The sequence below is a fragment of the Shinella sp. JR1-6 genome (genome assembly GCF_004284735.1).
GTDB lineage: Bacteria > Pseudomonadota > Alphaproteobacteria > Rhizobiales > Rhizobiaceae > Shinella.
In genome coordinates this window covers 302,042-327,302 of sequence record NZ_SHMI01000005.1, presented here as the reverse complement: position 1 = coordinate 327,302, position 25,261 = coordinate 302,042, and the positions used below count along the sequence as shown (strand labels likewise).

29 protein-coding genes are annotated in these 25,261 nt (G+C 64.0%); 9 read left to right on the top strand and 20 right to left on the bottom strand.

From position 1 onward, the window contains the following. Nucleotides 1-9 precede the first annotated feature (9 nt). Complete coding sequence (murI, locus tag EXZ48_RS11530) at nt 10-771, top strand: glutamate racemase (RefSeq protein WP_037408711.1); 762 nt, start codon at nt 10-12, stop codon at nt 769-771. 120 nt (nt 772-891) lie between these two features. Next, nucleotides 892-2,403, top strand: coding sequence for an ATP-binding protein (locus EXZ48_RS11525; RefSeq protein WP_050743917.1), 1,512 nt, complete (start codon nt 892-894; stop codon nt 2,401-2,403). Nucleotides 2,404-2,406: 3 nt separating this feature from the next. Here EXZ48_RS11525 and EXZ48_RS11520 read toward each other — a convergent pair whose 3' ends face one another. Further along, the gene (locus EXZ48_RS11520; protein ID WP_130516014.1) at nt 2,407-3,399 is read right to left on the bottom strand and encodes a TerC family protein; all 993 of its coding nucleotides are present in this window, start codon (nt 3,397-3,399) and stop codon (nt 2,407-2,409) included. 334 nt (nt 3,400-3,733) lie between these two features. On the opposite strand from EXZ48_RS11520, the gene rpsD reads away from it, so the two are divergent. The 4 genes from rpsD to EXZ48_RS11500 all read left to right on the top strand — a co-directional run bounded on the left by rpsD (nt 3,734) and on the right by EXZ48_RS11500 (nt 7,075). Further along, nucleotides 3,734-4,351 carry a 30S ribosomal protein S4 gene (rpsD, locus tag EXZ48_RS11515; RefSeq protein WP_023516778.1) on the top strand — a complete coding sequence of 206 codons (618 nt, stop codon included), beginning with the start codon at nt 3,734-3,736 and terminating at the stop codon, nt 4,349-4,351. Between the two features lie 73 nt (nt 4,352-4,424). Beyond that, complete coding sequence (locus EXZ48_RS11510) at nt 4,425-5,354, top strand: glutaminase (RefSeq protein ID WP_023516779.1); 930 nt, start codon at nt 4,425-4,427, stop codon at nt 5,352-5,354. Between the two features lie 31 nt (nt 5,355-5,385). Continuing rightward, nucleotides 5,386-6,267 (top strand): tRNA 2-thiocytidine(32) synthetase TtcA, encoded by an 882-nt coding sequence (ttcA, locus tag EXZ48_RS11505; protein ID WP_023516780.1) that lies wholly within the window; start codon nt 5,386-5,388, stop codon nt 6,265-6,267. Next, nucleotides 6,254-7,075, top strand: coding sequence for an inositol monophosphatase (locus EXZ48_RS11500; protein ID WP_023516781.1), 822 nt, complete (start codon nt 6,254-6,256; stop codon nt 7,073-7,075). Before ttcA ends, EXZ48_RS11500 begins: the two co-directional genes overlap by 14 nt. 129 nt (nt 7,076-7,204) lie before the next feature. Here the strand turns inward: EXZ48_RS11500 and EXZ48_RS11495 are convergent, their stop codons facing one another. From EXZ48_RS11495 to EXZ48_RS11465, 7 genes are all read right to left on the bottom strand, one after another. Beyond that, nucleotides 7,205-8,410 carry a multidrug effflux MFS transporter gene (locus EXZ48_RS11495; RefSeq protein ID WP_050743919.1) on the bottom strand — a complete coding sequence of 402 codons (1,206 nt, stop codon included), beginning with the start codon at nt 8,408-8,410 and terminating at the stop codon, nt 7,205-7,207. Nucleotides 8,411-8,539: 129 nt separating this feature from the next. Beyond that, nucleotides 8,540-8,875 (bottom strand): Grx4 family monothiol glutaredoxin, encoded by a 336-nt coding sequence (gene grxD, locus EXZ48_RS11490; RefSeq protein ID WP_023516233.1) that lies wholly within the window; start codon nt 8,873-8,875, stop codon nt 8,540-8,542. A 118-nt stretch (nt 8,876-8,993) separates the two neighbouring features. Next, nucleotides 8,994-9,437, bottom strand: coding sequence for a hypothetical protein (locus EXZ48_RS11485; RefSeq protein ID WP_130516012.1), 444 nt, complete (start codon nt 9,435-9,437; stop codon nt 8,994-8,996). A gap of 9 nt (nt 9,438-9,446) precedes the next feature. Beyond that, the gene (locus EXZ48_RS11480; protein ID WP_130516010.1) at nt 9,447-9,710 is read right to left on the bottom strand and encodes a hypothetical protein; all 264 of its coding nucleotides are present in this window, start codon (nt 9,708-9,710) and stop codon (nt 9,447-9,449) included. A 6-nt stretch (nt 9,711-9,716) separates the two neighbouring features. Next, nucleotides 9,717-9,950 (bottom strand): BolA/IbaG family iron-sulfur metabolism protein, encoded by a 234-nt coding sequence (locus EXZ48_RS11475; RefSeq protein ID WP_023516235.1) that lies wholly within the window; start codon nt 9,948-9,950, stop codon nt 9,717-9,719. Between the two features lie 18 nt (nt 9,951-9,968). After that, nucleotides 9,969-12,206 (bottom strand): phosphoribosylformylglycinamidine synthase subunit PurL, encoded by a 2,238-nt coding sequence (purL, locus tag EXZ48_RS11470; RefSeq protein ID WP_050743920.1) that lies wholly within the window; start codon nt 12,204-12,206, stop codon nt 9,969-9,971. Between the two features lie 105 nt (nt 12,207-12,311). Continuing rightward, the gene (locus EXZ48_RS11465; RefSeq protein ID WP_130516008.1) at nt 12,312-13,730 is read right to left on the bottom strand and encodes a PLP-dependent aminotransferase family protein; all 1,419 of its coding nucleotides are present in this window, start codon (nt 13,728-13,730) and stop codon (nt 12,312-12,314) included. Between the two features lie 95 nt (nt 13,731-13,825). Here EXZ48_RS11465 and EXZ48_RS11460 point away from each other — a divergent pair, with 95 nt between their 5' ends. Beyond that, nucleotides 13,826-14,041 carry a DUF1127 domain-containing protein gene (locus EXZ48_RS11460; RefSeq protein WP_023516238.1) on the top strand — a complete coding sequence of 72 codons (216 nt, stop codon included), beginning with the start codon at nt 13,826-13,828 and terminating at the stop codon, nt 14,039-14,041. 13 nt (nt 14,042-14,054) lie between these two features. On the opposite strand, the gene EXZ48_RS11455 is transcribed toward EXZ48_RS11460, so the two are convergent. From EXZ48_RS11455 to purC, 5 genes are all read right to left on the bottom strand, one after another. After that, nucleotides 14,055-14,447, bottom strand: coding sequence for a hypothetical protein (locus EXZ48_RS11455; RefSeq protein ID WP_023516239.1), 393 nt, complete (start codon nt 14,445-14,447; stop codon nt 14,055-14,057). 175 nt (nt 14,448-14,622) lie between these two features. Then, the gene (gene purQ / locus EXZ48_RS11450) at nt 14,623-15,294 is read right to left on the bottom strand and encodes a phosphoribosylformylglycinamidine synthase subunit PurQ (RefSeq protein WP_023516240.1); all 672 of its coding nucleotides are present in this window, start codon (nt 15,292-15,294) and stop codon (nt 14,623-14,625) included. Next, the gene (locus tag EXZ48_RS11445; protein WP_245290436.1) at nt 15,291-15,551 is read right to left on the bottom strand and encodes a hypothetical protein; all 261 of its coding nucleotides are present in this window, start codon (nt 15,549-15,551) and stop codon (nt 15,291-15,293) included. Before EXZ48_RS11445 ends, purQ begins: the two co-directional genes overlap by 4 nt. A gap of 15 nt (nt 15,552-15,566) precedes the next feature. After that, the gene (gene purS / locus EXZ48_RS11440; RefSeq protein WP_130516006.1) at nt 15,567-15,809 is read right to left on the bottom strand and encodes a phosphoribosylformylglycinamidine synthase subunit PurS; all 243 of its coding nucleotides are present in this window, start codon (nt 15,807-15,809) and stop codon (nt 15,567-15,569) included. 28 nt (nt 15,810-15,837) lie between these two features. Further along, on the bottom strand, nt 15,838-16,602 hold the full coding sequence (purC, locus tag EXZ48_RS11435; RefSeq protein ID WP_024271230.1) for a phosphoribosylaminoimidazolesuccinocarboxamide synthase: 765 nt from the start codon (nt 16,600-16,602) through the stop codon (nt 15,838-15,840). Between the two features lie 226 nt (nt 16,603-16,828). On the opposite strand from purC, the gene EXZ48_RS11430 reads away from it, so the two are divergent. Beyond that, the gene (locus EXZ48_RS11430) at nt 16,829-17,149 is read left to right on the top strand and encodes a DUF1476 domain-containing protein (protein WP_023516477.1); all 321 of its coding nucleotides are present in this window, start codon (nt 16,829-16,831) and stop codon (nt 17,147-17,149) included. 67 nt (nt 17,150-17,216) lie between these two features. Here the strand turns inward: EXZ48_RS11430 and EXZ48_RS11425 are convergent, their stop codons facing one another. Then, entirely contained in the window at nt 17,217-19,805 is a 2,589-nt protein-coding gene (locus EXZ48_RS11425) for a bifunctional diguanylate cyclase/phosphodiesterase (RefSeq protein ID WP_130516004.1), read from the bottom strand. Nucleotides 19,806-19,923: 118 nt separating this feature from the next. Continuing rightward, complete coding sequence (locus tag EXZ48_RS11420) at nt 19,924-20,484, bottom strand: alpha/beta hydrolase (RefSeq protein WP_023516479.1); 561 nt, start codon at nt 20,482-20,484, stop codon at nt 19,924-19,926. Nucleotides 20,485-20,653: 169 nt separating this feature from the next. Here EXZ48_RS11420 and EXZ48_RS11415 point away from each other — a divergent pair, with 169 nt between their 5' ends. Next, nucleotides 20,654-21,457 (top strand): DUF2189 domain-containing protein, encoded by an 804-nt coding sequence (locus tag EXZ48_RS11415; RefSeq protein ID WP_130516002.1) that lies wholly within the window; start codon nt 20,654-20,656, stop codon nt 21,455-21,457. A 98-nt stretch (nt 21,458-21,555) separates the two neighbouring features. On the opposite strand, the gene EXZ48_RS11410 is transcribed toward EXZ48_RS11415, so the two are convergent. The 5 genes from EXZ48_RS11410 to rpe form a co-directional block, all read right to left on the bottom strand. Beyond that, nucleotides 21,556-21,792, bottom strand: a complete 237-nt coding sequence (locus EXZ48_RS11410; RefSeq protein WP_130515999.1) for a hypothetical protein — start codon at nt 21,790-21,792, stop codon at nt 21,556-21,558. A gap of 99 nt (nt 21,793-21,891) precedes the next feature. Beyond that, entirely contained in the window at nt 21,892-23,199 is a 1,308-nt protein-coding gene (gene purB, locus EXZ48_RS11405; RefSeq protein ID WP_130515997.1) for an adenylosuccinate lyase, read from the bottom strand. A gap of 64 nt (nt 23,200-23,263) precedes the next feature. Further along, nucleotides 23,264-23,794 (bottom strand): hypothetical protein, encoded by a 531-nt coding sequence (locus EXZ48_RS11400; protein WP_245462011.1) that lies wholly within the window; start codon nt 23,792-23,794, stop codon nt 23,264-23,266. A gap of 2 nt (nt 23,795-23,796) precedes the next feature. After that, nucleotides 23,797-24,531 (bottom strand): DUF2259 domain-containing protein, encoded by a 735-nt coding sequence (locus EXZ48_RS11395; protein WP_130515995.1) that lies wholly within the window; start codon nt 24,529-24,531, stop codon nt 23,797-23,799. Beyond that, entirely contained in the window at nt 24,528-25,205 is a 678-nt protein-coding gene (rpe, locus tag EXZ48_RS11390) for a ribulose-phosphate 3-epimerase (RefSeq protein ID WP_023516398.1), read from the bottom strand. The genes EXZ48_RS11395 and rpe overlap by 4 nt, the downstream gene beginning before the upstream one ends. Between the last annotated feature and the right edge of the window lie 56 nt (nt 25,206-25,261).

Sequence of the window (25,261 nt, the reverse complement as noted above, 5' to 3'; positions counted from 1 at the left end):
CCCATCCTGATGTTCGACAGCGGCATCGGTGGCCTGACCGTTCTGCGTGAGGCGCGCGTGCTGATGCCCGAGCGGCATTTCACCTATGTGGCCGACGATGCCGGTTTTCCCTACGGCGGCTGGGAAGAGCCGACGCTGAAGACGCATGTCATCGATCTCTTCGAAGGACTGCTTGCCGAGCACGATCCGGAAATCAGCGTCATCGCCTGCAACACGGCCTTCACGCTGGTGGGAGCGGACCTGCGCGCCGCATTCCCGCACATGCCCTTCGTCGGCACCGTGCCTGCCATCAAACCCGCCGCCGAGCGCACCCGTTCCGGCCTCGTCTCGGTGCTCGCGACGCCCGGCACGGTGAAGCGCGCCTACACGCGCGACCTCATCCAGTCCTTCGCCAGCCAGTGCGACGTGCGCCTCGTCGGCTCGGAAAACCTCGCCCGCATGGCGGAAGCCTATATCCGCGGCGAGACCTTTTCCGACGATGCCGTGCGCGCCGAGATCGCGCCCTGTTTCGTCGACGAGGACGGCCGCAAGACGGATATCGTCGTGCTCGCCTGCACGCACTACCCGTTCATGGCCAATCTCTTCCGCAAGCTCGCCCCCTGGCCGGTCGACTGGCTCGACCCGGCCGAGGCCATCGCCCGCCAGGCGCGCCGTCTCGTGCCGCCACTGGAAACCCTCGCCCCCGGCGAGGACATTGCCGTCTTCACCTCGGGCAAACCGGATTTTTCGACACGCCGGTTGATGCAGGGGTTCGGGCTCCGGGTCGTCTGACGCGGCTTTGCCTGTGGATTCTTTCAAGAAGCCGGGCGTGACGGCTGCGTGTTTCGTGTTAGGGCATGCCTGATATCCGGTGGCGGCCGGCGAATCAGGGATTTTTAGACGAGGAACGGGATGAAGGTCGGCATCGACATGGGGACGGTGCAGGGCGGCGCACCGGCCAGGCTCGATATCGAGGAGCTGCTGGCGACGCGTCTCCTGGTGCAGGGAAATTCGGGCTCGGGAAAGTCGCATCTCCTGCGGCGCCTGCTCGAACAATCCGCGCAATGGGTTCAGCAGGTCATCATCGATCCAGAGGGCGATTTTGTCACGCTGTCCGACCGGTTCGGCCATGTCGTGGTCGATGGCCAGCGCACGGAGGCCGAGCTTGTCGGCATCGCCAACCGTATACGCCAGCATCGGGTCTCCTGCGTGCTTTCGCTGGAAGGGCTGGAGGCCGACGAACAGATGCGTGCGGCTGGCATCTTCCTCAATGCGATGTTCGATGCGGACCGGGATTTCTGGTATCCGGTGCTCGTCGTCGTCGACGAGGCGCAGCTTTTCGCGCCCGCCGTCAGCGGTGAAGTCTCCGAAGAGGCGCGCAAACTCTCGCTCGGCGCGATGACCAATCTGATGTGCCGCGGCCGCAAGCGCGGCCTTGCCGGCGTCATCGCCACGCAGCGCCTCGCAAAACTTGCCAAGAACGTCGCGGCCGAGGCCTCCAACTTTCTGATGGGCCGCACCTTCCTCGATATCGACATGGCGCGTGCCGCCGACCTGCTCGGCCTCGACCGTCGGCAGGCGGAAATGTTCCGCGACCTGCCGCGCGGCTCCTTCGTCGCGCTCGGCCCGGCGCTGTCACGCCGTCCTTTGCCGGTGACGATCGGTACGGTGGAGACCTCCGCACGGTCGACCAGCCCCAAGCTGATGCCGCTGCCGGATGCCCTACCGGATGTCGAGGATTTGATCTTCACGCCCGATCCGGACGAGTTTTCCCGTCCGCTCGTCCGCCGTGCACCGCCTGCGCCGCGCCCGACGACGGACATTCTCGCCGAACTGTCCCGCGCGCGGCCGGAACCGGTGCAGGCGGAAACGAAGGCGCCGGCGCCGGAAATCTCCGCGGAGGAGCGCGAGGGCCTGCTCGACCAGGCGCTTGCCGAAATCCTCGGCAATCCCGAGGCGGCCTTCCGGGCCGATGCTGAACTTTTTCAGGATTTCCTTGTGCGTTGCCGCATCCGCCGCGTGCCGGGCGCGCCGCTTTCGCTGCCGGCCTTCCGCCGCAAGATGGCGGTCGCGCGCTCCGGGGTCGATGCCGAGACCGCGGCGACCGAAATCTGGGGCCGGGCGCTCGATCTTTCCCGCAGCGTCACCGAGGATCTGCAGGGTGTGTTCCTGCTGGTGGCGCAGGCTGCCGTGCGCGGGCTTGCCTGCCCCTCCGATGCGCGGATCGCGCGCGCCTACGGAACCCATTCCGCCCGTCGCGCGCGCCGCCTTCTCGGTTACTTCGAGGAGCAGGGGCTGGTGGTCGTGCACAGCGATCTTGCCGGCCACCGTATCGTCGCTTTCCCGGATCTTGGCTGCGAGACCCAGCCGGGCGACGCGAATGGGCCCGATCTGACGGACACCCATCCCGCCGCCGCGGAGTGAGGTTTACGCGTCTTCGGCGATCGCCTTGTCACCGCCCTTGCGGGTCGCCCAGAGCGAACCGAAGATGCCGGCTGCAAGGATGGTGACCGTCACGCCGAGCGAAACCATCGGCGGGATTTTCGCAAGGCCCAGCATGTCGGCGACGAAGATCTTCGAGCCGATGAAGATGAGCACCGTCGCCAGCGCATACTTCAGATAGGCGAAGCGGTGGATCAGGGCCGAAAGGGCGAAATACAGCGCGCGCAGGCCGAGGATCGCGAAGATGTTCGACGTGTAGACGATGAACGGATCCGTCGTGATGGCGAAGATGGCCGGGATCGAATCGACCGCGAAGACGAGGTCGGCGAATTCGACGAGCACCAGGGCGAGCAGCAGCGGCGTCACGTAGGTGCGCAGGCGCCCGGTCTTCGGATCGGGCTGGCGGACGAGGAAGCGGTCGCCGTGCAGCGCGTCGGTCACCGGCAGGCGGCGGCGCAGCAGTTTCAGGAGCGGGTTTGAAGCGACATCGTAGGCTTCGTCCGACGAGAACAGCATCTTGATGCCGGTGAAGACGAGGAAGGCGGCGAAGATGTAGAGCACCCAGCCGTAGTTCTCGATGACGGCGGCACCCGCGGCGATCATGATGCCGCGCAGGACGATCACGCCGAGGATACCCCAGAGCAGCACGCGGTGCTGATACTGCCGGGGGACGGCGAAATAGCCGAAGATCATCGCGATGACGAAGATGTTGTCCATCGCAAGGCTCTTTTCGACGACGAAACCCGTCAGGTATTCGACGCCGGCCTGCGCGCCGGACTGGAACCAGACGAAGCCGCCGAAGGCGAGGCCAAGACCGATATAGAAGGTGGAAAGAAGGAGGCTCTCCTTGATGCCGATTTCCTTGTTCTCCTTGTGGAGAACGCCGAGATCGAGCGCGAGCAGAGCGAGAACGATTGCGATGAACGACAGCCACATCCAGACGGCAGTGCCCTGGAAGTCAAGCCACAGAAAATCCATGACGGTTTCCCTTGCCGGATATGTTGGTGATACAGCCTCGACATCACGAGGTCCGGCAAGGCACAAGTCAGAGGGGCCCGGGGCTGTTACTGCCGGGGAAGATAGGCAAGGCGAATTCCTCCTGCAAGATGCGTTGACAAATTTTTGAAAACTGCCTAATGACCCCGTCAACGCCGGGCAGAAATGTCCGGTGTTTCATTTGACATGTCCCGTGGATTCTCCGGTCGCGATCGTGAGAAGCCTGTCGGAACCTCGGAAAAGGTTCAGAGGAGGGCGTGTTTCCTTCAGCCGGTCCGGCAACGGGCAGGCGATAACAAGACCAAGAGGAAATGCGATGAGCAAGCGCGCTGCATCCAAGTACAAAATCGACCGCCGCATGGGCGAAAACATCTGGGGCCGTCCGAAGTCCCCGGTCAACCGCCGCGAATACGGCCCGGGCCAGCACGGTCAGCGCCGCAAGTCCAAGCTTTCGGACTTCGGTGTTCAGCTCCGCGCCAAGCAGAAGCTGAAGGGCTACTACGGCGACATCCGCGAGAAGCAGTTCCGTGCGATCTTCGCCGAAGCTGAGCGCCGCAAGGGCGACACCCCGGAAAACCTGATCGGTCTGCTCGAATCGCGCCTCGACGCGATCGTCTACCGCGCCAAGTTCGTTCCGACGGTCTTTGCTGCCCGTCAGTTCGTCAACCACGGCCACGTGAAGGTCAACGGCGTCCGCGTCAACATCGGTTCCTACCGTTGCAAGCCGGGCGACGTCATCGAAGTCAAGGAAAAGTCCAAGCAGCTCGTCACGGTTCTCGAATCCGTTGGCCTGGCTGAACGCGACGTTCCGGACTACATCGAAGCCGACCACAACAAGATGACCGCGACCTTCGTTCGCATCCCGGTTCTCTCCGACGTGCCCTACGCCGTCGTCATGGAACCGCACCTGGTCGTCGAATTCTACTCGCGTTAATCGCTGAAGACACCTTGCGCAAATCGGAAAAGCCGCCAAGAGATTGGCGGCTTTTTCGTTTCGGGGGAACGGGATGACGGACTTGCAGGGTATCGTCGAGGAGATCCACGCGGCGCTGTCGCCACGGCGCGGCGAGGGCAGGGTGGCGGACTACATTCCGCAGCTTGCCCATGTGGATCCGGAAAAATTCGGCATCGCCGTGGTCACCACAGACGGTGCGGTGCACCTTGCCGGCGATGCGGAAGAAGCCTTCTCCATCCAGAGCATTTCCAAGGTCTTCACCCTTACGCTGGCCCTTGGCAAACACGGCGAGGCGATCTGGAAGCGTGTCGGGCGCGAGCCGTCCGGCTCGGCTTTCAATTCTATCGTCCAGCTCGAGCATGAGGGCGGCATCCCGCGCAATCCTTTCATCAATGCCGGGGCGATCGCCATCACCGACCTCGTGCTGGCCGGACATACACCGAAGGAAGCGATCGGCGAGGTCGTGCGGTTCCTGCGTTATCTCGCGGATGAGGACGATATCATCATCGACCAGGACGTCGCGCGCTCGGAGCAGGCGACGGGCTTCCGCAATTTCGCGCTCGCCAATTTCATGCGCTCCTTCGGCAAGCTCGACCATGCGGCCGAACTGGTGCTCGGTGTCTATTTCCATCAGTGCGCGCTGGCAATGAGCTGCCGGCAGCTCGCCAGGGCAGGGCTGTTCCTCGCCAACAGCGGCACCAATCCTTTGACCGGCCACCGGGTCGTCTCGCACCTTCGGGCGCGGCGTATCAACGCACTCATGCTGACCTGTGGCCACTACGACGGCTCGGGCGACTTCGCCTATCGCGTCGGCCTGCCGGGCAAGAGCGGTGTCGGCGGCGGAATCCTGGCCGTCGCGCCCGGAAAGGCGTCGGTCGCCGTCTGGTCGCCGGGGCTCAACGAGAACGGCAATTCGCTTCTCGGCTCGCTGGCGCTCGAAATGCTGGCGGCGCGCACGGGCTGGTCGGTGTTCGGGGCTTGATTGTGCGGCCGGTTCGGGGCATTGCAGGCCCATGACGGCATCTACGACCCTGGCCTTTGCTGACACCGACGACGACGCACCGGAGACCGGCCGCCATCCGCTCTTTGCGGATGCGCCCTCCAGTGTCTCCTTCAACAAGCTGCGCAAGCGCCTGCTCCGGCAGGTGCGGCAGGCGATGGATGATTTTTCCATGCTGAAGGGCCAGAAACGCTGGCTCGTCGGCCTATCCGGCGGCAAGGACAGTTATGGCCTGCTCGCCCTGCTGATGGACCTGCAATGGCGCGGCCTCCTGCCGGTCGAGCTGATCGCCTGCAATCTCGACCAGGGCCAGCCGAATTTTCCGAAGCATATCCTGCCGGACTATCTTGCCTCGATCGGCGTCAAACACCGGATCGAGTACCGCGACACCTATTCCATCGTGAAGGAGAAGGTGCCGTCGGGGGCGACCTATTGTTCGCTCTGCTCGCGCCTCAGGCGCGGCAATCTCTATCGCGTCGCCCGGGAGGAGGGCTGCGATGCGCTGGTGCTCGGTCACCATCGCGAGGATATTCTCGAAACCTTTTTCATGAATTTCTTCCACGGCGGGCGGCTCGCCGCCATGCCGCCGAAGCTTTTGAACGATGAAGGCGACCTCATGGTGCTGCGTCCGCTCGCCTATGCGGCGGAGGACGATCTCGCCAAGTTCGCCGCCGCCATGCAGTTCCCGATCATTCCCTGCGATCTCTGCGGCTCGCAGGACGGGCTCCAGCGCAATGCGATGAAGGCGATGCTGGCGGACATCGAAACGCGCATGCCGGGTCGCAAGGACGCCATGTTGCGTGCGCTCGGCCACACCAATCCGTCCCATCTTCTCGACCCGAAACTTTTCGATTTCTCCTCCCTCGAAACGGTAAGGCCCCATGACGACGATTGATATCAATGCCCTCGCTCTCGTGCTTGCACAGGCGGCCGAGGCGGAAATCCGCCCGCGCTTCCGTGCGCTTGCCAAGGGTGATATCCGCACCAAGGCGGATGCCAATGACCTGGTGACGGAAGCCGACGAGGCGGCCGAGCGCTTCATCAAGCGCGAGGTGACGGCGCAGTTTCCGGGCGTGCTGTTCGTCGGCGAGGAATCGGTCGCGGCCGACCCGGCCCTTCTGCCAAAGCTCAAGGATGCGGATGTCGCGATCGTCGTCGACCCGATCGACGGCACTTTCAATTTCGCCTCGGGCGTGCCGCTCTTCGGCGTCATGGCAGCGATCGTCTCCGGCGGCGAGACGGTCGGCGGCATCATCTATGACCCGATGGGCGACGATTTCGTCATGGCGGAAAAGGGCGGCGGCGCCTGGCAGACCGGCGATCACCGGCCGGCCGTGCGGCTGAAGACGCGCGGCGGTGCGCCGCTGGAAGCGATGACCGGCATGGCCTCGACGAGTTTTCTTGACCGGGAGCGCCGGGCGCGTATCCTGTCGAACCTCGCAAAGGTCGCCTTCGTTTCCAACTATCGTTGCGCCGCGCACGAGTACCGCACCTTTGCCGGCGGCCACCTGCACTACCTCATGTACAACAAGCTGATGCCCTGGGATCACCTTGCCGGCACGCTCATCGCCCAGGAGGCGGGTGCCTATGCCGCCCGCTTCGACGGCTCGGCCTACAAGCCGCACCATGTCGAGGGCGGCCTGCTGGTCGCGCCCGACAAGGACAGCTGGGAGATGTTGCGCCGCGAAGTCTTCGTCGACTGAGGTATATTTCATTCCAGCAAAAAGGCCCGGTTGCGTCCGCAGCCGGGCCTTTTCTTTATCTCCGTCCTTTCTCCCTTGTCATCCTTGGGGCGAGCCCGACGATGGCGGAAGGAAGCAGGGTGTTCCCTGTCAAACCGGCTTGTTATGCGGCTGGAACAGCTTTCCATGCTCGGCGATCAAGACGAAGATCAGGCCGATGATCGACAGCACGAAGAAGCCCATGACCAGCGGCAGGGCCGTGCCGTTGAAGGCCTGGCCGATGATGGCGCCCAAAATCGTGCCGCCGGCGGTGCCCATGAAGCCGAGTACCGAGGAGGCCGTGCCGGCGACATGGCCGAGGGGTTCCATGGCGAGCGAGTTGAAGTTGGAGCCGATCCAGCCGAACTGGAACATCGACAGTGCGAAGAGCACGATGAAGATGGCGAACGGCAGGTGCGGTGTCCAGACGAGCGTCAGGAGCAGCCACAGCGTGTTGACGCCGAGGAAGCCCACCAGCGCACCATGCGACAGGCGCCGCATGCCGAACTTGCCGACGAGCCGCGCATTGACGAAGGACGACAGCGCCATGAAGGCGGCGACGCCGGCAAAGGCGACCGGGAACCAGACGCCGAGCCCGTAGATGCCGACATAGATCTGTTGCGCCGAGTTGATGAAGCCGAACAGGGCGCCGAAGATGAAGGTGCTGGCGAGCGTGTAGCAGAGTGCGACGCGGTTCGTCAGAACGATGCGGAAACCGTCGAGGACCGAACGCACCGTGAAGGGACGCACATCTTCGGGATGCAGGGTTTCCGGCAGGCGGAAATACATCCATGCCCAGATGACGGCCGCCATGACCGCCATGAAGACGAAGATGAGGTGCCATTCGCCGAACAGCATGACGACCTGGCCGGTGCCCGGCGCCAGTACCGGAACGACCATGAACACCATCATGATCAGCGACATGACCTCCGCCATCGCGCGCCCGCCGAAAATGTCGCGGACGATCGAGATGGTGATGACGCGCATGGCGGCCGAACCGATGCCCTGGATGACGCGCAGCGCCAGAAGCGCGGCAAAGCTCGGTACGAGAATCGCGGCGAGCGACGAGACGATGTAGATGGCCAGACCGATGAACATGGGAATGCGCCGGCCGAACCGGTCGGAGATCGGCCCGTAGACCAGCTGCGCGAAGGCGAAGCCGATCAGGTAGGCGGAAATGACATATTGCCGATGGTTCTCATTCTCGACGCCGAGGCTGGCGCCGATCTCCTGCAGACCGGGCAGCATGATGTCGATGGCGAGCGCGTTGAGCGCCATGAGAAGCGCCATGAGCGCAATGAATTCTATCTTGCCCATGCCATTCAGGCGCTGGGAAGCTTCGGGGGAAAGTCCAGACATAATCACATTAATCCATGAAAGAGATAAGGCGCCGCTGGGGTGCGGCGCCTTTGAAAAGCTCGGGGTCTTCGGAAAGACCGTAAAGCGTCAGGCAGCGCCCTTGATCGAAATACCCTGTTCCTGAAGGTGAGACTGCAGCTCGCCCGACTGGAACATCTCGCGCACGATGTCGCAACCGCCGATGAACTCACCCTTCACATAGAGCTGCGGGATGGTCGGCCAGTTGGAATAGTCCTTGATGCCCTGGCGGATGTCGGCGTCGGCAAGCACGTTGATGCCCTTGTAGCCCACGCCCACGTAGTCGAGGATCTGCACGACCTGACCGGAGAACCCACACTGCGGGAATTCCGGTGTGCCCTTCAGGAACAGGACGACGTCGTTCGTCTTCACTTCGTTTTCGATGAAATCGTGGATGCCACTCATAGCCGTATTCCCTAGCAAATCGGCTTCAAGGGCCGATGCGATGAACCATTCGCCCTAGATAACAATCTCGTGTGACAAATGCCAGAAGGCCCTCAGGAAAAAATACCGGGTGTACTCTTCAAGTTGTCGCGATGCGCCGGTGGTAGGCAACGAGCCAATATGCAAGACCACCCGCCATGCCACCGGGGACAACCATGAGGCAGAAGTCGAAAGGCGGAGGTTGGCGGAGAAGAAGGTACAGAGCCACGAACCCGTCCAATCCACCCGCTATGATGAAGAAGGGCCATTGCCGCAAATGGAGGACGCGTGCGAGCACGATAGTCACGATGAACCCGGGAAGCCCAAAACCAAACGTCAATGCGCAGCCAAGGAAGACAAATCTGAAAGCTTTCAGATACCCGTCCGTTGGGGTACCAAATGCTACTAGGACGATTGCCGAGGCGATCAGGACGGCTGCAATATAACCGCCGGTGACGCGGAGAAAACTTGGCTGAGCGTCGGAGTCTGAAACGGTCGCCACCGGCACTTCGCAATCCGTTCTGACTTCGAAATGATCGTTCAATTCTTCCGTTCAGCGGCTGCGCTGGACGCTACGGCTTGCCGCCGTCCTGCGCCGGCTTACCTGCTTACGCGGTCGCCGGGCGGGCTTTTTTTCCGGCTTCAGCACTGCGTCGATGATATCGCCAAGAAGACCGCCGGAGGCGGCCTTCTTGCGCGTTGTCGTCTTGCGTTTCGTGCGCTTGGTGGTGGCCTTGCGCACGCCGGTCTTCTTCAGCACCTCCTTGAGGGCCGCATCGACCACGCCGGAGACGAGTTCATCGAGGAGACCGGCCATGGCGGATTACTCCGGAATGGAGGTCTGGAGGGCGAGGGCGTGCAGGATGCCGCCCATATTGCCCTTCAGCGCATCGTAGACCATCTGGTGCTGCTGCACGCGGGTCTTGCCGCGGAAGGCTTCCGCGACGACTTCGGCGGCGTAGTGATCGCCGTCGCCAGCAAGATCGCGGATGACCACCTTTGCTCCGGGAATGCCGGATTTGATCATGTCTTCGATATCGCCGGGTGACATAGGCATGTGCGCTTCCCCTTACTGTTATTCTGCGGCAGCAGCGGCGTTGCCGTTGCCATCCATGAAGTCAGGGAACCACGATTCATGGGTGTCGCGCAATTGCTCAATCGGCAGCGACAGGAGGCCGTCCACCACGAGTGCATCGCCACCGACCGTGCCGAGACGACGGAACGGTACGCCGGCACCTTCCGCATTGGCGCACAGGAAGCCCGCGAGATCGGCCGGGACGGCGAGCACGTAGCGTGCCTGGTCTTCGCCGAAGAGCAGCGCATGGGCCGGGCCGTTCGCCGCGGAAAGATCGACCGTTGCGCCCTTGCCGGAGGCCATCGCCATCTCTGCAAGCGCGACAGCGAGGCCGCCGGAGGAGATGTCGTGGCAGGCGGTGACCTGGCCGTTGCGGATGGCCGAGCGCACGAAATCGCCGTTGCGGCGCTCGGCGTGGAGATCGACTTCAGGTGCCGGGCCGTCGACGAGGCCGGCTACGTCGCGCAGATAGACGGACTGGCCGAGATGGCTGCCGTCGATACCGATCAGAACGAGCTGGTCGCCGTCCTTCGCGCCACCGATCTTGGCCATGACCGACCAGTCGGGCAGGAGGCCGACGCCGGCGATGGTCGGGGTCGGCAGGATCGCGACGCCGTTCGTCTCGTTGTAGAGCGAGACGTTGCCGGAGACGATCGGGAAGTCCAGCGCCCGGCAGGCTTCACCGATGCCCTGGATGGCCTTGACGAACTGGCCCATGATCTCGGGCTTTTCCGGATTGCCGAAGTTCAGGTTGTCGGTCGAGGCGAGTGGCTCGGCGCCGGTCGCCGTGATGTTGCGCCAGCATTCCGCGACGGCCTGCTTGCCACCCTCGAACGGGTCGGCCTCGACATAGCGCGGCGTGACGTCGGAGGAGAAGGCGAGGGCCTTGCTGGCATGGCCTTCCACGCGCACGACGCCGGCATCGCCGCCGGGGATCTGCAGCGAATTGCCCTGGATCAGCGTATCGTACTGCTCGTAGACCCAGCGGCGGCTCGACTGGTTCGGCGAACCGACGAGCTTCAATACCGCCTCGCCATAGTTGGCGGGTTCGGCGACAAGGTTCGCCGGCAGCGGCGCGGGCTTGCCCGGCTCGCGCCAGGGGCGGTCGTATTCCGGGGCCTGGTCGCCGAGATCCTTGATCGGCAGGTTGGCGACTTCCTCGCCCTGGTGCAGGATGCGGAAGCGCAGGTCGTCCGTCGTGTAGCCGACGATGGCGAAGTCGAGGCCCCACTTGACGAAGATCGCCTTGGCGACCTCCTCCTTGGCGGGTTCGAGAACCATGAGCATGCGCTCCTGGCTTTCCGACAGCATCATCTCGTAGGCGGTCATCTGCTCTTCGCGCACCGGCACGAGATCGAGGTTCAACTCGATGCCGAGGTCGCCCTTGGCGCCCATTTCGACGGCGGAGCAGGTGAGGCCGGCCGCACCCATGTCCTGGATGGCGATGACGGCGCCGGTCTGCATCAGTTCGAGGCAGGCCTCCAGCAGGCACTTTTCGGTGAAGGGGTCACCGACCTGCACGGTCGGGCGCTTCTCTTCGATCGACTCGTCGAACTCGGCCGAAGCCATGGTCGCGCCGCCGACGCCGTCACGGCCGGTTTTCGCGCCGAGATAGACGACCGGCAGGCCGACGCCCTTGGCTTCCGAAAGGAAGATCGCGTTGGACTTGGCAAGACCGGCGGCAAAAGCGTTGACGAGGATGTTGCCGTTGTAGCGCGGGTCGAACTCCACTTCGCCGCCGACGGTCGGCACGCCGAAGGAATTGCCGTAGCCGCCGACACCGGCGACGACGCCGGAAACGAGGTGGCGGGTCTTCGGATGATCCGGCGCGCCGAAGCGCAGCGCGTTCATCGCCGCGACCGGCCGCGCGCCCATGGTGAAGACGTCGCGCAAAATGCCGCCGACGCCCGTCGCCGCGCCCTGGTAGGGCTCGATATAGGACGGGTGGTTGTGGCTCTCCATCTTGAAGACGACGCAGTCGCCGTCGTCGATATCGACCACGCCGGCATTTTCGCCCGGACCCTGGATGACGCGTGGCCCCTTGGTCGGCAGCGTGCGCAGCCAGCGCTTGGAGGACTTGTACGAGCAGTGCTCGTTCCACATGGCCGAGAAGATGCCGAGTTCGGTGAAGGTCGGCTCGCGGCCGATCAGCGAGAGGATGCGGTCGTATTCATCCGGCTTCAGCCCGTGGGCGGCAATCAGCTCCGGGGTGATCGGGCGGGTGTTCGAAATGGTCATCGTCGCTCGTCTTGTCGTGGAGGGCAGGATTGCGGTCTCTTTAACCTATGCTGCCTTGCAGCGCGACAGGAAAATGACCCCGATCACAGCCGAAACGGCGCGTTTTCAGGCCGGACTGTCATAGCCCGTCGGGCCATGGGCGATGAGCCGGCGCAGCCGCTGGAGGCCGGCAACGACATCCGCGCGGCTGTCCGGCGAGGAGAGGCCGATGCGCACCCGGTAGAACGTCCTCTCCGAGCGGCCGGCCTTGAACTCGTCCTCGTCGTCGATGAGGATGTCCTCGGCGAATGCCGCCTGGCGGAACGTGCCCGACAGCCACGGGTCCGGCAGCTTCAGCCAGAGGAAGGGAACGCGCGGATGCGAATTGAAATCGAGCCCCGCGAAGATTTCTCGCGCATGCGCCTCTCGGGCCTCGACCTCCGCGGAAACCTTCGTGCGGATGGCATCCGCCATGCCTGAAAGCACCAGACGGGCGCCGAGTTCGGCAAGCAGGTAGGGCAGGCCGCCGCTGACCATCTTGTGGGCGATGCGCACGCGCTGGGCAAGGTGCGGCGGGCAGGCGATCCAGCCGCCGCGCACCCCGGCCGCAACGCTCTTCGACAGGCCGCCGACGAGGAAGGTCCGGTCGGGAGCAATTTCCGCCAGAAGCGGAATGCCGGCGTCGACCGTGCCGCCATAAAGATTGTCCTCGATGAGGAAGACATTGTGCCGACGGGCGATGGCGGCGATGGCGCGGCGGCGCTCCTCCGGCATGATGCTCAGCGTCGGGTTCTGGCCGGATGTCATGAGGAAGGCGAGTTTCGGGTGCTGCTGCACACAGACCCGCTCGAAATCCTCCGGGATCACGCCATGGGCATCCGATTCGACCAGCACCGTCTGGCGGCCGATGAGGGCGGTGCCGCGGCTCACCTGCGAATAGGTGACGTGCTCGAAGACGATGCGGTCTCCGGGGGCGGTGATGACCGAGACGGCGGCGATGACGGCGGCGTGGGCGCCGAGCGTCGGCACGATGCTTTCGATTGCCGGCTGCCAGTCGTCCCGCTTCAGCCAGCGCCTCCCGGCTTCCAGCCATTGCACCGGAAAATTGCGGGTGTAGCTGGAGATCTCGTTCGGCTGTTCCCGGCAAATGTCCGTGAGCATGTCGGTGACGACGCCCGACTGACCGACATCGGTGGCAGCCGTCGTGTCGAAGCGCAGCTTGCCGGGCGGTGCATTCGCCGCGCGGGTGCCCACCAGCTTCGCGCTGACCGGATCGACGGCGGCCGGGTCGTTGTCCTGCGCCGAGCCCAGCACATAGGTGCCGCGCCCGACCTCGCCACTGACGAGGCCGCGCTCGCGCACCATGGTATAGGCACGGCTGACGGTGCCGATGGTGACGCCGATGTCATAGGCGAGGTTGCGCTGCGGCGGCAGCTTGCTGCCGGAGGCGAGCATGCCGGTGCTGATCGCCTGCTCGATCTGGTCGGCAATGCGCACATAGAGCGGGCCATCGGAGGCCTGCAGGTCGGGAAGCCAATTTGTCATGGTGCCAATTCTTAGATTGCACCGCGCGGAGAGTCAATTATTTCCTGAATGCACCGCTTGCTGTGAAGGCTTGTGAAGCCTCAGGAGAAATGATTATGGCAATTGATACAATCTTCGTCGAGGAGGCGTGCAATCGACCCGCCGGCCTGCGCGCATTGCTGCATCACGCCTGGTGCGCTTGCCATGCCTGGAGCATCACGCGGCGCACGCGCCATGCGCTGGTCGAGATGACGGACGAACAGCTTCGCGACATCGGCGTCAGCCGTGCCGAAGCAACGCGGGAAATCCGCAAGTCGATCTATTGGGATTGAAGGGAGGCTGCGGTCAGCAGCCCTTGCCGCCGCCGGCCCAGCGCTTGACGTCGGTGGCGATGCGGGCGCCGGCAGCCTCGCCCATCAGCGGGCCGAAAGCGTCGAGCTTCGCCGGATTGCCTTCCGCCTGCACGACGAGCAGCGGGCGCGCTTCCGGCGAATTGCGATGGACGACGAGGATGCGCGGGCGGCCGGAAAAGGAGTTCAGCTCCGGCGCAAGGCGATAGGCCTTGAAGGCGGGGTCGCCCGACTTGAACCAGCAGCTGTTGGCGCCGAGCGCGACACGCTCCATGGTCGGCAAGGCCGCGCCGTTGACCTTCGGTGCGGGTGCCTTCGCCTGGCAGGCCACAAGACCTGCGGCGGCGAGAAGCGGCAGGAGGAACTTTGCGGCGAGGAGAGAGCGCATGGAAGGCCTTTCGGGGATGGACACGCGCCCTTGGTAGCAACAGGGCGTTAAGAGAGCCTGACGAAACGGTCGGAAGCACCGGGAACGCGTCATCCGAGCCAATCCCTGGCATCGGCATGAAACCGCTGGCCGGCAGATCGCAATCACTCCCGGCCCAAAGGTTTTTCGAGGCGTCTCAAGCCGCGATGACGTCGAGCACCGAGGCGAAGAGGCCGCGGCCGTCGGAACCGCCATGGGCGGCTTCGATGAGGTTTTCCGGGTGCGGCATCAGGCCGAGCACGTTGCCCTTCGCGTTCATCACGCCGGCAATGTCGTTGATCGAGCCGTTCGGATTGGTGCCTTCCGCATAGCGGAACACGACCTGGCCATTGCCTTCGACGGCGGCCAGCGTCTCGGCGTCGGCGAAATAGTTGCCGTCGTGATGGGCGACCGGGCAGCGGATGACCTGACCCTTGTCGTAGGCGCGGGTGAAGTCGGTCTCGGCATTGACCACCTCCAGCTTCACTTCGCGGCAGACGAATTTCAGCGAGGCATTGCGCATCAGCGCGCCGGGCAGCAGGCCGGATTCGAGCAGGATCTGGAAGCCGTTGCAGACGCCCAGCACCTTCACGCCGGCCTCGGCCTTGGCCTTGATCGCCTGCATGACCGGCATGCGGGCGGCAATCGCGCCGCAACGCAGATAGTCGCCGTAGGAGAAGCCCCCCGGGATGACGATCAGGTCGACATCCGGCAGTTCCGTTTCCGTCTGCCAGACGGTGACCGGCGCCTGGCCGGAGATCTTGGTCAGCGCCGCGATCATGTCGCGGTCACGATTGAGGCCGGGAAGTTGGACGACGGCGGACTTCATGGGTGTGGTTCAAACCTTGCCTGGGCCTCGGCGAGTTCACGCAGTTCGAGGCGGTTTTCGATACGGTCGAGGCGTGTCAATACCTGTGCCATGCTGCCGTGCAGGTTGTTGATGTCCCCTTGCATGACATGCATGTGATTTCGCAGACTTACGATATCCTGCCGCATATCTCTCTGGCCGTCCTTAAGCGTGACAAGGTCGGACTGGATACGCTTCATAAGCTCGTACATCAGTCCCTGAGAGATATCCGTCACCATCGTCTCCTTCAACCGTCAGGCGAGGGAGATAGTATAGTTCTCGATTACCGTGTTGGCCAGCAGCTTGTCGCACATGGCCTTGAGGTCGGCCTCGGCCTTGGCGCGGTCGGCGGTCGCGAGCTCCAGGTCGAAGACCTTGCCCTGGCGGACCTGGCCGACGCCGTCGAAGCCGAGGCTGCCGAGGGCGCCTTCGATCGCCTTGCCCTGCGGGTCCAAAACACCATTCTTGAGCGTAACCGTTACGCGTGCCTTGATCATGTCTGTCTGTCCATCCTTGGGAGGCGTGTTACTTCACCAGAACCGGGCCGGTGCCGCGCACGGGCTCGTTCTCGTTGATGATGCCGAGGCGGCGGGCCACTTCCTGATAGGCTTCGACCAGGCCGCCCATGTCGCGGCGGAAGCGGTCCTTGTCCATCTTTTCCTGGGTGGCGATGTCCCAGAGGCGGCAGCTGTCCGGCGAGATCTCGTCGGCGATGATGATGCGCATCATGTCGCCTTCATAGAGACGGCCGCACTCGATCTTGAAATCGACGAGCTGGATGCCGACGCCGAGGAAGAGGCCGGAGAGGAAGTCGTTGACGCGAATGGCGAGCGCCATGATGTCGTCGAGTTCCTGGGGGCTTGCCCAGCCGAAAGCGGTGATGTGCTCCTCGGAGACCATCGGGTCTTCGAGCGCATCGGCCTTGAAATAGAACTCGATGATCGAGCGCGGCAGCACGGTGCCTTCTTCGATGCCAAGGCGCTTGGACAGCGAGCCGGCGGCGACGTTGCGCACGACCACTTCGAGCGGGATGATCTCGACTTCCTTGATCAGCTGCTCGCGCATGTTGAGCCGGCGGATGAAGTGCGTCGGGATGCCCATCTTGTTGAGCTGGGTGAAGATGTACTCGGAAATCCGGTTGTTCAGCACACCCTTTCCGTCGATGATATCGTGCTTCTTCTTGTTGAAGGCGGTCGCATCATCCTTGAAGAACTGGATCAGCGTGCCCGGCTCGGGACCCTCGTACAGGATCTTGGCCTTGCCCTCGTAGATACGGCGGCGACGGTTCATGGATTTTGTCTCTGTTGTTGGCGCGTTTGGGCCCGCGCAGGTGTCGTTCGTTTGCGCTCCCATAAACGAAATGCCGCACTTTAACAATCGCTGTCGCTGTCGATCCCCCGTTTTCCGGCCTTTGCGGGAAGCCGGCGCGGTCACGAAAGTTCGCATTGCACTTTTGCCGTCGTTTTGATTTATGGGCGGGGAGCCTAACGGGTTAAAGAATCTACGGGAGTCATCGATGACGAACATGCAGGATCGGGAAAAGGCCTTCGAGGCCAAGTTCGCGCTGGACGAGGAGCTGCGCTTCAGGGCCGAAGCGCGCCGCAACAAGCTGGTCGGCCTGTGGGCCGCGGGCCTGCTTGGCAAGACCGACGGCGAGGCGGACGCCTATGCCAAGGAAGTCGTTGCCGCCGATTTCGAGGAAGTCGGCCACGAGGACGTCGTGCGCAAGGTCAAGGCCGATTTCGATGCTGCCGGCATTGCCCGCAGCGAAGACGAAATCCGCGTCCAGATGATCGAACTCCTGGCCGTCGCCATCGCGCAGCTCGAAGTTGGCTGATCGGCGCTCTGCCGCGATACCATGTTTCGAAAAGCCGTCCGGTACTGCCGGGCGGCTTTTTTCGATTCTAGCGGGTGACGGCCCTGCGGACCTCGCTCTGGAGGTCGCGTACGGTGCCGCCCTGGTGGCGCCATTCCTGGCGGCGCACGAAATCGGGAATGGCCGCGGCCGGCATGGGTCTGGCGAGCGCATAGCCCTGCAGGATGTCACAGCCGAGATCGCGCATGATGGCGACATGGGCCGGCGTCTCCACGCCTTCGGCGACGACTTCGATGTTCAGCGAGCGGCCGATCTCGACGATGGTGCCGACGAGCTTGCGCTGGCCGGGGGAGCGGCTGACCGGCTTGACGAGCTGCCGGTCGATCTTCAGCCGGCGCGGCGAGAGCTTCATCAGGCTGATGATCGAGGCGTGGCCGGTGCCGAAATCGTCGATCTCGATGTCGATGCCGAGTTTGCGCATCTCGGCGAGGTTTTCCAGCACGGTGCGGTCGCAATCGTCGAGGAAGATCGATTCCAGGAGTTCGAAGGAAAGGGACTTCGGGCGAATGGCGAGCGTATGCAGCGAGCGTGCGAGTTCCGGGTCGTGCAGGCGCTTGGAGGAGACATTGACCGAGATCTTTTCGATGCCGAGGTCGAGCACCTGCCAGTCGGCATAGTCGCCAAGCGACTTTTCCAGCACGATCCGGTCGATCACCGCCACGCAGTCGAGATCCTCGGCGATCTTCAGGAAGGTGTCGGGTGCGAGGATGCCGCGGGTCGGGTGGTCCCAGCGCGCCAGTGTCTCGACACTGACGACGTCGAGCGTACGGGCGCAGAACTGCGGCTGGTAATAGGGCAGGAAACGCTGCTGCTCGATGCCGGTGAGGATTTCGTCGGCCGTCTGCTTGTTGACGATGATCTGCGCCTGGAAGTCGCTGGTGAAGAACTCGTGCCGGCTGCGTCCGCGGTTCTTGGCGCGATAGAGCGCGAGGTCGGCATTGACGAGAAGCTGTTTGGCGTCGATGCCGGCGCCCGACTGGCTGGCGATGCCGACGCTGGCACCGAAGCGGCAGATGTGGCCGTTGAAGGTGACGGGCTTGCGCATCGCCGCGACGATCGCCTCGGCGAGCATGGCAAGGTTGCGCCCGGCAGAGCCAGCGGACAGGAAGACGAACTCGTCGCCGCCGATGCGGGCGACGAAGTCATCGGGACCTTTCAGTTCATTCAGCACGCCGGCGGCGTGCACGAGCATCTGGTCGCCGGCAAGGTGCCCCAGCGTATCGTTGATTTCCTTGAAGCGGTCGAGATCGATATGCAGCACGGCAAGGCGGCTGCCGGTCTGCTGTGCCTGCCGCGCGGCAGCCTCGATGGTGGTATCGAGATAGCGGCGGTTCGGCAGGCCGGTCAGGTGATCGTGCAGGGCGGTGTATTCGATGCGTGCCCGGGCGGCTTCCAGTTCCGCGTTGCGCGCCTCTGCCAGGTCCTTGGCATGTTGCAGCTCCTCCTGCAGCCGCATGTCGTCCGTGACGTCCCAGTTCACGCCGATGAGGCGCGGCGCGCCGGCGATGTCGACATAGGGGGCCGCACGGCTGCGGATGTGGCGGATTTCGCCGTCGCCGCGGATGATGCGGAACTCGTTGGCGAAATCCTGGCTGCGGGTGAGATTGTCGTTGACCTTTGCCTTTGCTTTCGACTGATCCTGCGGATGAAGCGTCCGTTCCCACGTGCCGGCGTCCGGCTTTTCCGTAACGCCGTACATCTCGATCATGCGGTCGTCCCAGCGGACCTCGCCGGTCTGCAGGTTGACGTCGAAGACGCCAATGCGCGAGACGCCGAGCGCCAGCTCCAGGCGCCGCGACATCTGGGCGAGGCGTTCTTCGGCTTCCTTGCGCTCGGTTATGTCCGTGTCCGTGCCGGCGATGCGGGTCGGCTTGCCGTCAGCCCCGTAGTCGACGACGGCACCGCGGCTCTCGATCCAGACCCAATGGCCGTTCTTGTGGCGCTCGCGATAGGAGAACATGTTGAACGGCGTCTCGCCGGTCTCCTGCTTGTGGATTTCCTCCAGGACATGCGCCCGGTCGTCGGGATGCACGCACTGGAGCCATCCCTCCAGCGAGGCATCGATGGGTTCATCCGGCCGGAGGCCACGGATCGCCCGCCATTGGCGGGAATAGAAGAGGTCGCCGCGGGCGAAATCGTGGTCCCAGACGCCCTGACCAGCGGATTCGAGCGCATGGTTCCAGCGGCTTTCGCGCTCCGCCAGCTCGAGCGCATTGCGCTTGCGCTCGTCGATATCAGTGGTCTGGACGATGAGGGCGGGCGCCAGCGGCTCGCCGGGCAGAACAGGCGCTTCGACGAAGGACGCGAGGACCCAGAATTCGGCGCCATCCGGCCGCTGCAACCGGATCTCCCACGGTGTCTGCTCGGCAAGGCTCGGGCGCATCGCAAAGGTGATGACGGCGCGGTCCCTTGGCGAGACGCAGTCGGGGAAGGGCGGTAGCCGGGAGGGAGAAGAGACGCCGAAGGCTCGCAAGAACGTCCCGTTTGCGTCGAGGATGCGTCCTTCGGAATCGAGCGCGGCAAAGCCGAATCCGGACCGTGCGAAAAGCCGGCGATAAAACGGCTCACGCTCCGTTTCATGCACGGCAATGGAGGTCGAACCGGATGGTTTGGCCATGAAACGCGGCGCCTGCTTGGAACTCAACAGGATCAGCGTGCCGGATTTCTATGAAATTCCTCTTAATGGTGTACCGGAGGCACACACCACGCGGGGGTGTACGCCACTTGGGCGCTTATTAGTCGGGCGCCTTGAGGCGGCTCAAGAACTGGGCGAATACCATCGTGCCTTCCGGCCACGGGCCATGCCCGGACTCCGTGTTGATATGCCCGGCCTCGCCCGCATCGAGCAGCATCGAGCCCCAGGCGGCAGCGATGTCGTCGGCATGCTCGTAGGTGCCGAAGGGATCGTTCCGGCTCGCCACGACGAGCGAGGGGAAGACGAGCGGCTCGCGCGGATAGGGGCCGAAGGTCATCAGGTGTTTCGGCCGGATACCGTCATTGGCGACATCGGGCGGCGCCACGAGAAAGGCGCCGGCGACCTTGTTGCCAAGATGCGGAGCGGCATGGATCGCCGCCGCCACGCCCAGCGAATGGGCGACGAGCACGACGGGCTTGCTGGCGGCCGCGACCTCGTCGATCACGCGCTGCACCCAGTCCTCGCGCACGGGCTTGGACCATTCGGCCTGCTCGACGCGCCGCGCCGAGCCGAGCTTGGACTGCCAGCGGCTCTGCCAGTGCTCGGGTCCGGAATTGGTGTATCCGGGGACGATGAGGATTTCTGCTTCTGAGGCTTTCATGCGCCGGCATGTGCGTTCACGAAGTGCTGAAGTCAAGGGGGAGGGACAAATCATCGCTGCGGGTGTATGATTCCACCCCTTCAATGCCAATCACGGCCCGTCGTGCTGGCGGACGATTGCCCTCCACGCGCGTGCCGAGACGGTCTCGAACCGGCAAGGAGGAATTGTCATGACGACATTTCATGTGATGGCAGGCCACGACGCGATGGTGGCGCACCCGGCGATCCGGCGGATCGGCATGTCCGATGTGATGGATGCGCTTCGCCTCGGCTTCGACGATTTTCGCGCCAAGCCGTCCCACTACGTCTTTCTCAGCCTCATCTATCCGATCGCGGGCGTTGTGCTCGTCACCTGGAGCTCCGGCGCCAACATGCTGCCGATGATCTTTCCGCTGGTGGCCGGTTTCGCACTGCTCGGCCCGTTCTTCGCCATCGGCCTCTATGAGATCAGCCGGCGGCGCGAGCGGGGCATGGACACCTCCTGGCGCCATGCGCTGGAGGTGCGCAACTCGCCGGCCCTGCCATCCATCCTCGCCGTCGGCGCCATGCTGATGTCGCTGTTCATCGCCTGGCTGGTCTTTGCGCAGGTGCTCTATACCAGCCTGTTCGGGCCGGAACCGCCGCAGTCGCTGGCCCTGTTCCTTGCCTCGGTCTTCGGCTCGGAGAACGGGTTGCTGCTGGTGCTCGCCGGCAATGCCATCGGTTTCTGCTTCGCGCTCGTGGTGCTGGCGACGACCGTGATCGCCTTTCCCATGCTGCTCGACCGGGACGTCGGCGCCGTGGCGGCGATCGAGACCTCTCTGCGCGCCACATTGGTGAACCCGGTGCCGATCGCCTGCTGGGGCCTGATCGTTGCCGCGCTGCTGATCGTCGGCTCCATCCCGGTCTTCGTCGGCCTTGCCGTGATCATGCCGATCCTCGGCCATGCCACCTGGCATCTCTATCGCAAGATCGTCGTCGACGAGCGACGCTGACGCGGTTTTTTGCGGGCGGCACGCGCCGGGAGGAGAGTGCAAGGCCGCCCGTCAGAGGGGAGCGATGGCGCCATTGGCGCCATCGCTGTTTCCGGTGGTCATTTGGTCAGCGGATAGCATTTGTCGGTGGAAAACGCGCCGTCCTTGAAGCCGATCTGGCAAATGACGACCGTGTCGTCCTTCTCCAGAAAGACCACATAACTTTCGGCGATCGGCGATACGTTGATGATGTCGTAGCCGGCGGTCAGAAGGTCGATGACGGATTGCGGTGTTTGTGCTTGCGCCGTTCCGGCAAGCAAGGCCGTGGCGAGAAGCGCGGCAGCAGGAAACCTCATGTTCAGCCCCCAGATGGCGTGCGTCATTGCACGCAAGGGAAGTCTAATACAGAGGGACCGGCCGGCGAAGAGGCTTCGCCGGCCGACTTCGGCAAACGGTTACACGGTGCCGAAAACGCGGCGGAAGATCGTGTCGACGTGCTTCGTGTGGTAACCGAGATCGAATTTTTCGTGGATCTGCTCCTCCGAGAGCGCGGCGCGCACCTCGGCATCGGCCAGAAGCTCCTCCAGGAAATCCTTGCCCTGTTCCCAGACCTTCATCGCATTGCGCTGCACGAGGCGATAGGAATCCTCGCGCGAAACGCCGGCTTGCGTAAGGGCAAGCAGAACGCGCTGCGAGTGAACGAGACCACGGAACTTGTTGAGATTCTTCAGCATGTTGTCCGGGTAGATCACCAGCTTCTCGATGACGCCGGCAAGCCGGTTCAGCGCGAAGTCGAGGGTGATCGTCGTATCGGGGCCGATGCCGCGCTCGACGCTGGAGTGGGAAATGTCCCGCTCGTGCCAGAGCGCCACATTCTCCATGGCGGGGGTGACGGCCATGCGCACGAGACGGGCAAGGCCCGTCAGGTTTTCCGTCAGCACCGGGTTGCGCTTGTGCGGCATGGCGGACGAGCCCTTCTGGCCCGGCGAGAAGAACTCTTCCGCCTCCAGCACTTCCGTGCGCTGCATGTGGCGGATCTCGATGGCGACGTTCTCGATGGACGAGGCGATGACGCCGAGCGTGGCGAAGAACATGGCGTGGCGGTCGCGCGGGATGACCTGCGTGGAGACCGGCTCCGGCGTCAGGCCCAGCTTGGCGCAGACATGTTCCTCGACGCGCGGATCGATGTTGGCGAAGGTGCCGACGGCACCGGAGATCGCACCGGTAGCGATTTCCGCGCGGGCGGCAACGAGGCGGGCGCGGTTGCGGTCCATCTCGGCATAGAAGCGCGCGAGTGTCAGGCCCATCGTCGTCGGCTCGGCGTGGATGCCATGGCTGCGGCCGATGCGGATCGTATCCTTGTGTTCGAAGGCGCGCGTCTTCAGCGCCGCAAGAACACGGTCCATGCCGGCGAGAAGGATGTCGGCGGCGCGCACGAGCTGGATGTTGAAGGTCGTGTCGAGCACGTCGGAGGAGGTCATGCCCTGGTGCACGAAGCGGCTGTCCGGGCCGACGAACTCGGCAAGGTGCGTCAGGAAGGCGATGACGTCATGCTTGGTGACGGCCTCGATCTCGTCGATGCGGGCGACGTCGAATTCGGCCTTTCCGCCCTTTTCCCAGATCGTTTCGGCCGCCGATTTCGGGATGACGCCGAGCTCGGCGAGCGCATCGCAGGCATAGGCTTCGATTTCGAACCAGATGCGGAACTTCGTTTCGGGCGACCAGATGGCGACCATGTCCGGTCGGGAATAGCGAGGGATCATCGGCTCTAGGCTTTCCTTGGGAGGGTGGGAATTGCCGCCGCTTTAGCAAAGATGGCCGGCAAGCTCAACGTTTGGATCGGGAGAGCCACAGGCTGGCGCCTGCAACGACCGGCAATCCGACCGGCAGATAGAGGCTGAGGCCCATGACGAGAAACTGGTAGACTGCCCCGGCTATGGTGAAGACGAACTGGTAGAGCCAGATGCGCGTGCCGGGCGGGTGGTGCCATTGCGCGTAGAACAGCCGGTAGTCGAGGGCGAAGAAAAAGGCCGTCACGGCGATGGTGCCGAGGCTGAGCAGTGCGAAATGGGCGGAAAAACGGGTTTCGAACGGCCGGTGGCGGGTGAGGACACGGGCCACCGGCAGGGCGATGGGCCAAGCGGCAAGGCCTCCCGCGAAATAGATCGCGAGGATGCGCAGAAGCTGGAAGTTTTCCGCGCGGCCCTGCAGCGTCAGCGAGACAACGGCACCGGCCGCCATCAGGGCGCCCCAGCCAAGGGCGCCGCCGAGAAGGACCGGCAACGGCGGGAAGATCGGCGCGGACGGTTTCAGCCTCGCAGCGCCCGTGTCATCCCGTGCCGCCGCGGCCAGCTCCACGATCAGGGCCGGAAGGGCACGGCGATCCAGCGGCCGTCAGCGCCCTCGAAACCGAAGCTGCGCACCAGAACGAGCGCGACGTGGACCGGGTCGCCATCGAGCGGATTGAAGGTGAGCGCGCCGGAAACCTGGTAGGAGAGCGGGCAGGCGCGGCTGTCGGGTATCCGCGTATCCTCGTGCACAACCGTGTCGGCCGTCTCGCCATCACGCTTGACGAGCTTCAGGCGAAACCCCTTGCCGCCGTCCGGCGTGATGTCGCGGCATTTGTCGGAGAGCGCCAGCGGGATTTCCTCCAGCGCAAGGGCGAAACTGCCGCCCGGCGTCGGTTCGACCGCATATTGCAGATATTCGATACGGTTGCGGTCGGCGCCGACTTCTCCCATCGGGTTGAAGGCGGCCAGAACGCCGGGATTGGAGAGCACCTTGTGCGTCTCGATCAGGGCCTTGGCCTTGTCGCGGCTTTGCGCGCGCACCGTGGCGATGTCGGCCGCCTCGTCGTCGATGCGCACGCGGATCGGTGTGCCCGAGAGATAGGCGTCCTTCGCCGTGTCGATGAAATAGACGTTGGAATAGGGAAAGCCGGAGCCGTCCTGGACGCCGAATTCCTCGAAGGCGTAGACCTTGCCGTCAGGCGAAAAGCCGAGCGACTGAAAGGTCGAGAAGTCGCCGGCGGTGGCCGCCGTCGCTGCCAGCAGGCAGGCTGCAAGCGCGCCTGCCGCTTTCCGGAAAATCGTCACGCCCGCGCTCCCTCCGCATTGCCGCGCAAAGTGTCGATGGTTTTGCGATAGGCGTCAACATGACCGCCGCTGAAGATGGCCGAGCCCGCGACGAAGACATTGGCGCCGGCAGCGGCCGGCATTGCGATCGTATCGACCGCAATGCCGCCGTCGACCTGGATGTCGATCGGCCGGTCGCCGACCATTTTCCGCACGCGGCGCAGCTTTTCCTGCATGGCGGGAATGAACTTCTGGCCGCCGAATCCGGGGTTGACCGTCATCACGAGGATGAGGTCGATCTTGTCGAGCAGGTAGTCCAGCACGCTTTCCGAGGTGGCCGGATTGATCGAAACGCCCGCACGCTTGCCGAGCGCGCGGATCGCCTGCAGCGAGCGGTCGAGATGGGGACCGGCCTCGGCATGCACGGTGATGCCGTCGCAGCCGGCCTTCGCGAAGGCTTCCAGATAGGGGTCGGCGGGTGCGATCATCAGGTGGCAGTCGAAGAAGGCGTCGGTGTGCGGGCGCAGCGCCTTGATGACGTCGGGGCCGAAGGAGATGTTCGGCACGAAATGGCCGTCCATGATGTCGAGGTGGATCCAGTCCGCCCCGGCCGCAACGACGTCGCGCACTTCCTGGCCGAGTTTCGCATAGTCGGCGGCGAGGATGGAGGGCGCGATCCGGATGGGAAGGGTCATGTCAGGCTCCGTGAGCAAGGAATTTTGGCGTCGCCATACCACTCCCCGCAGGGGCG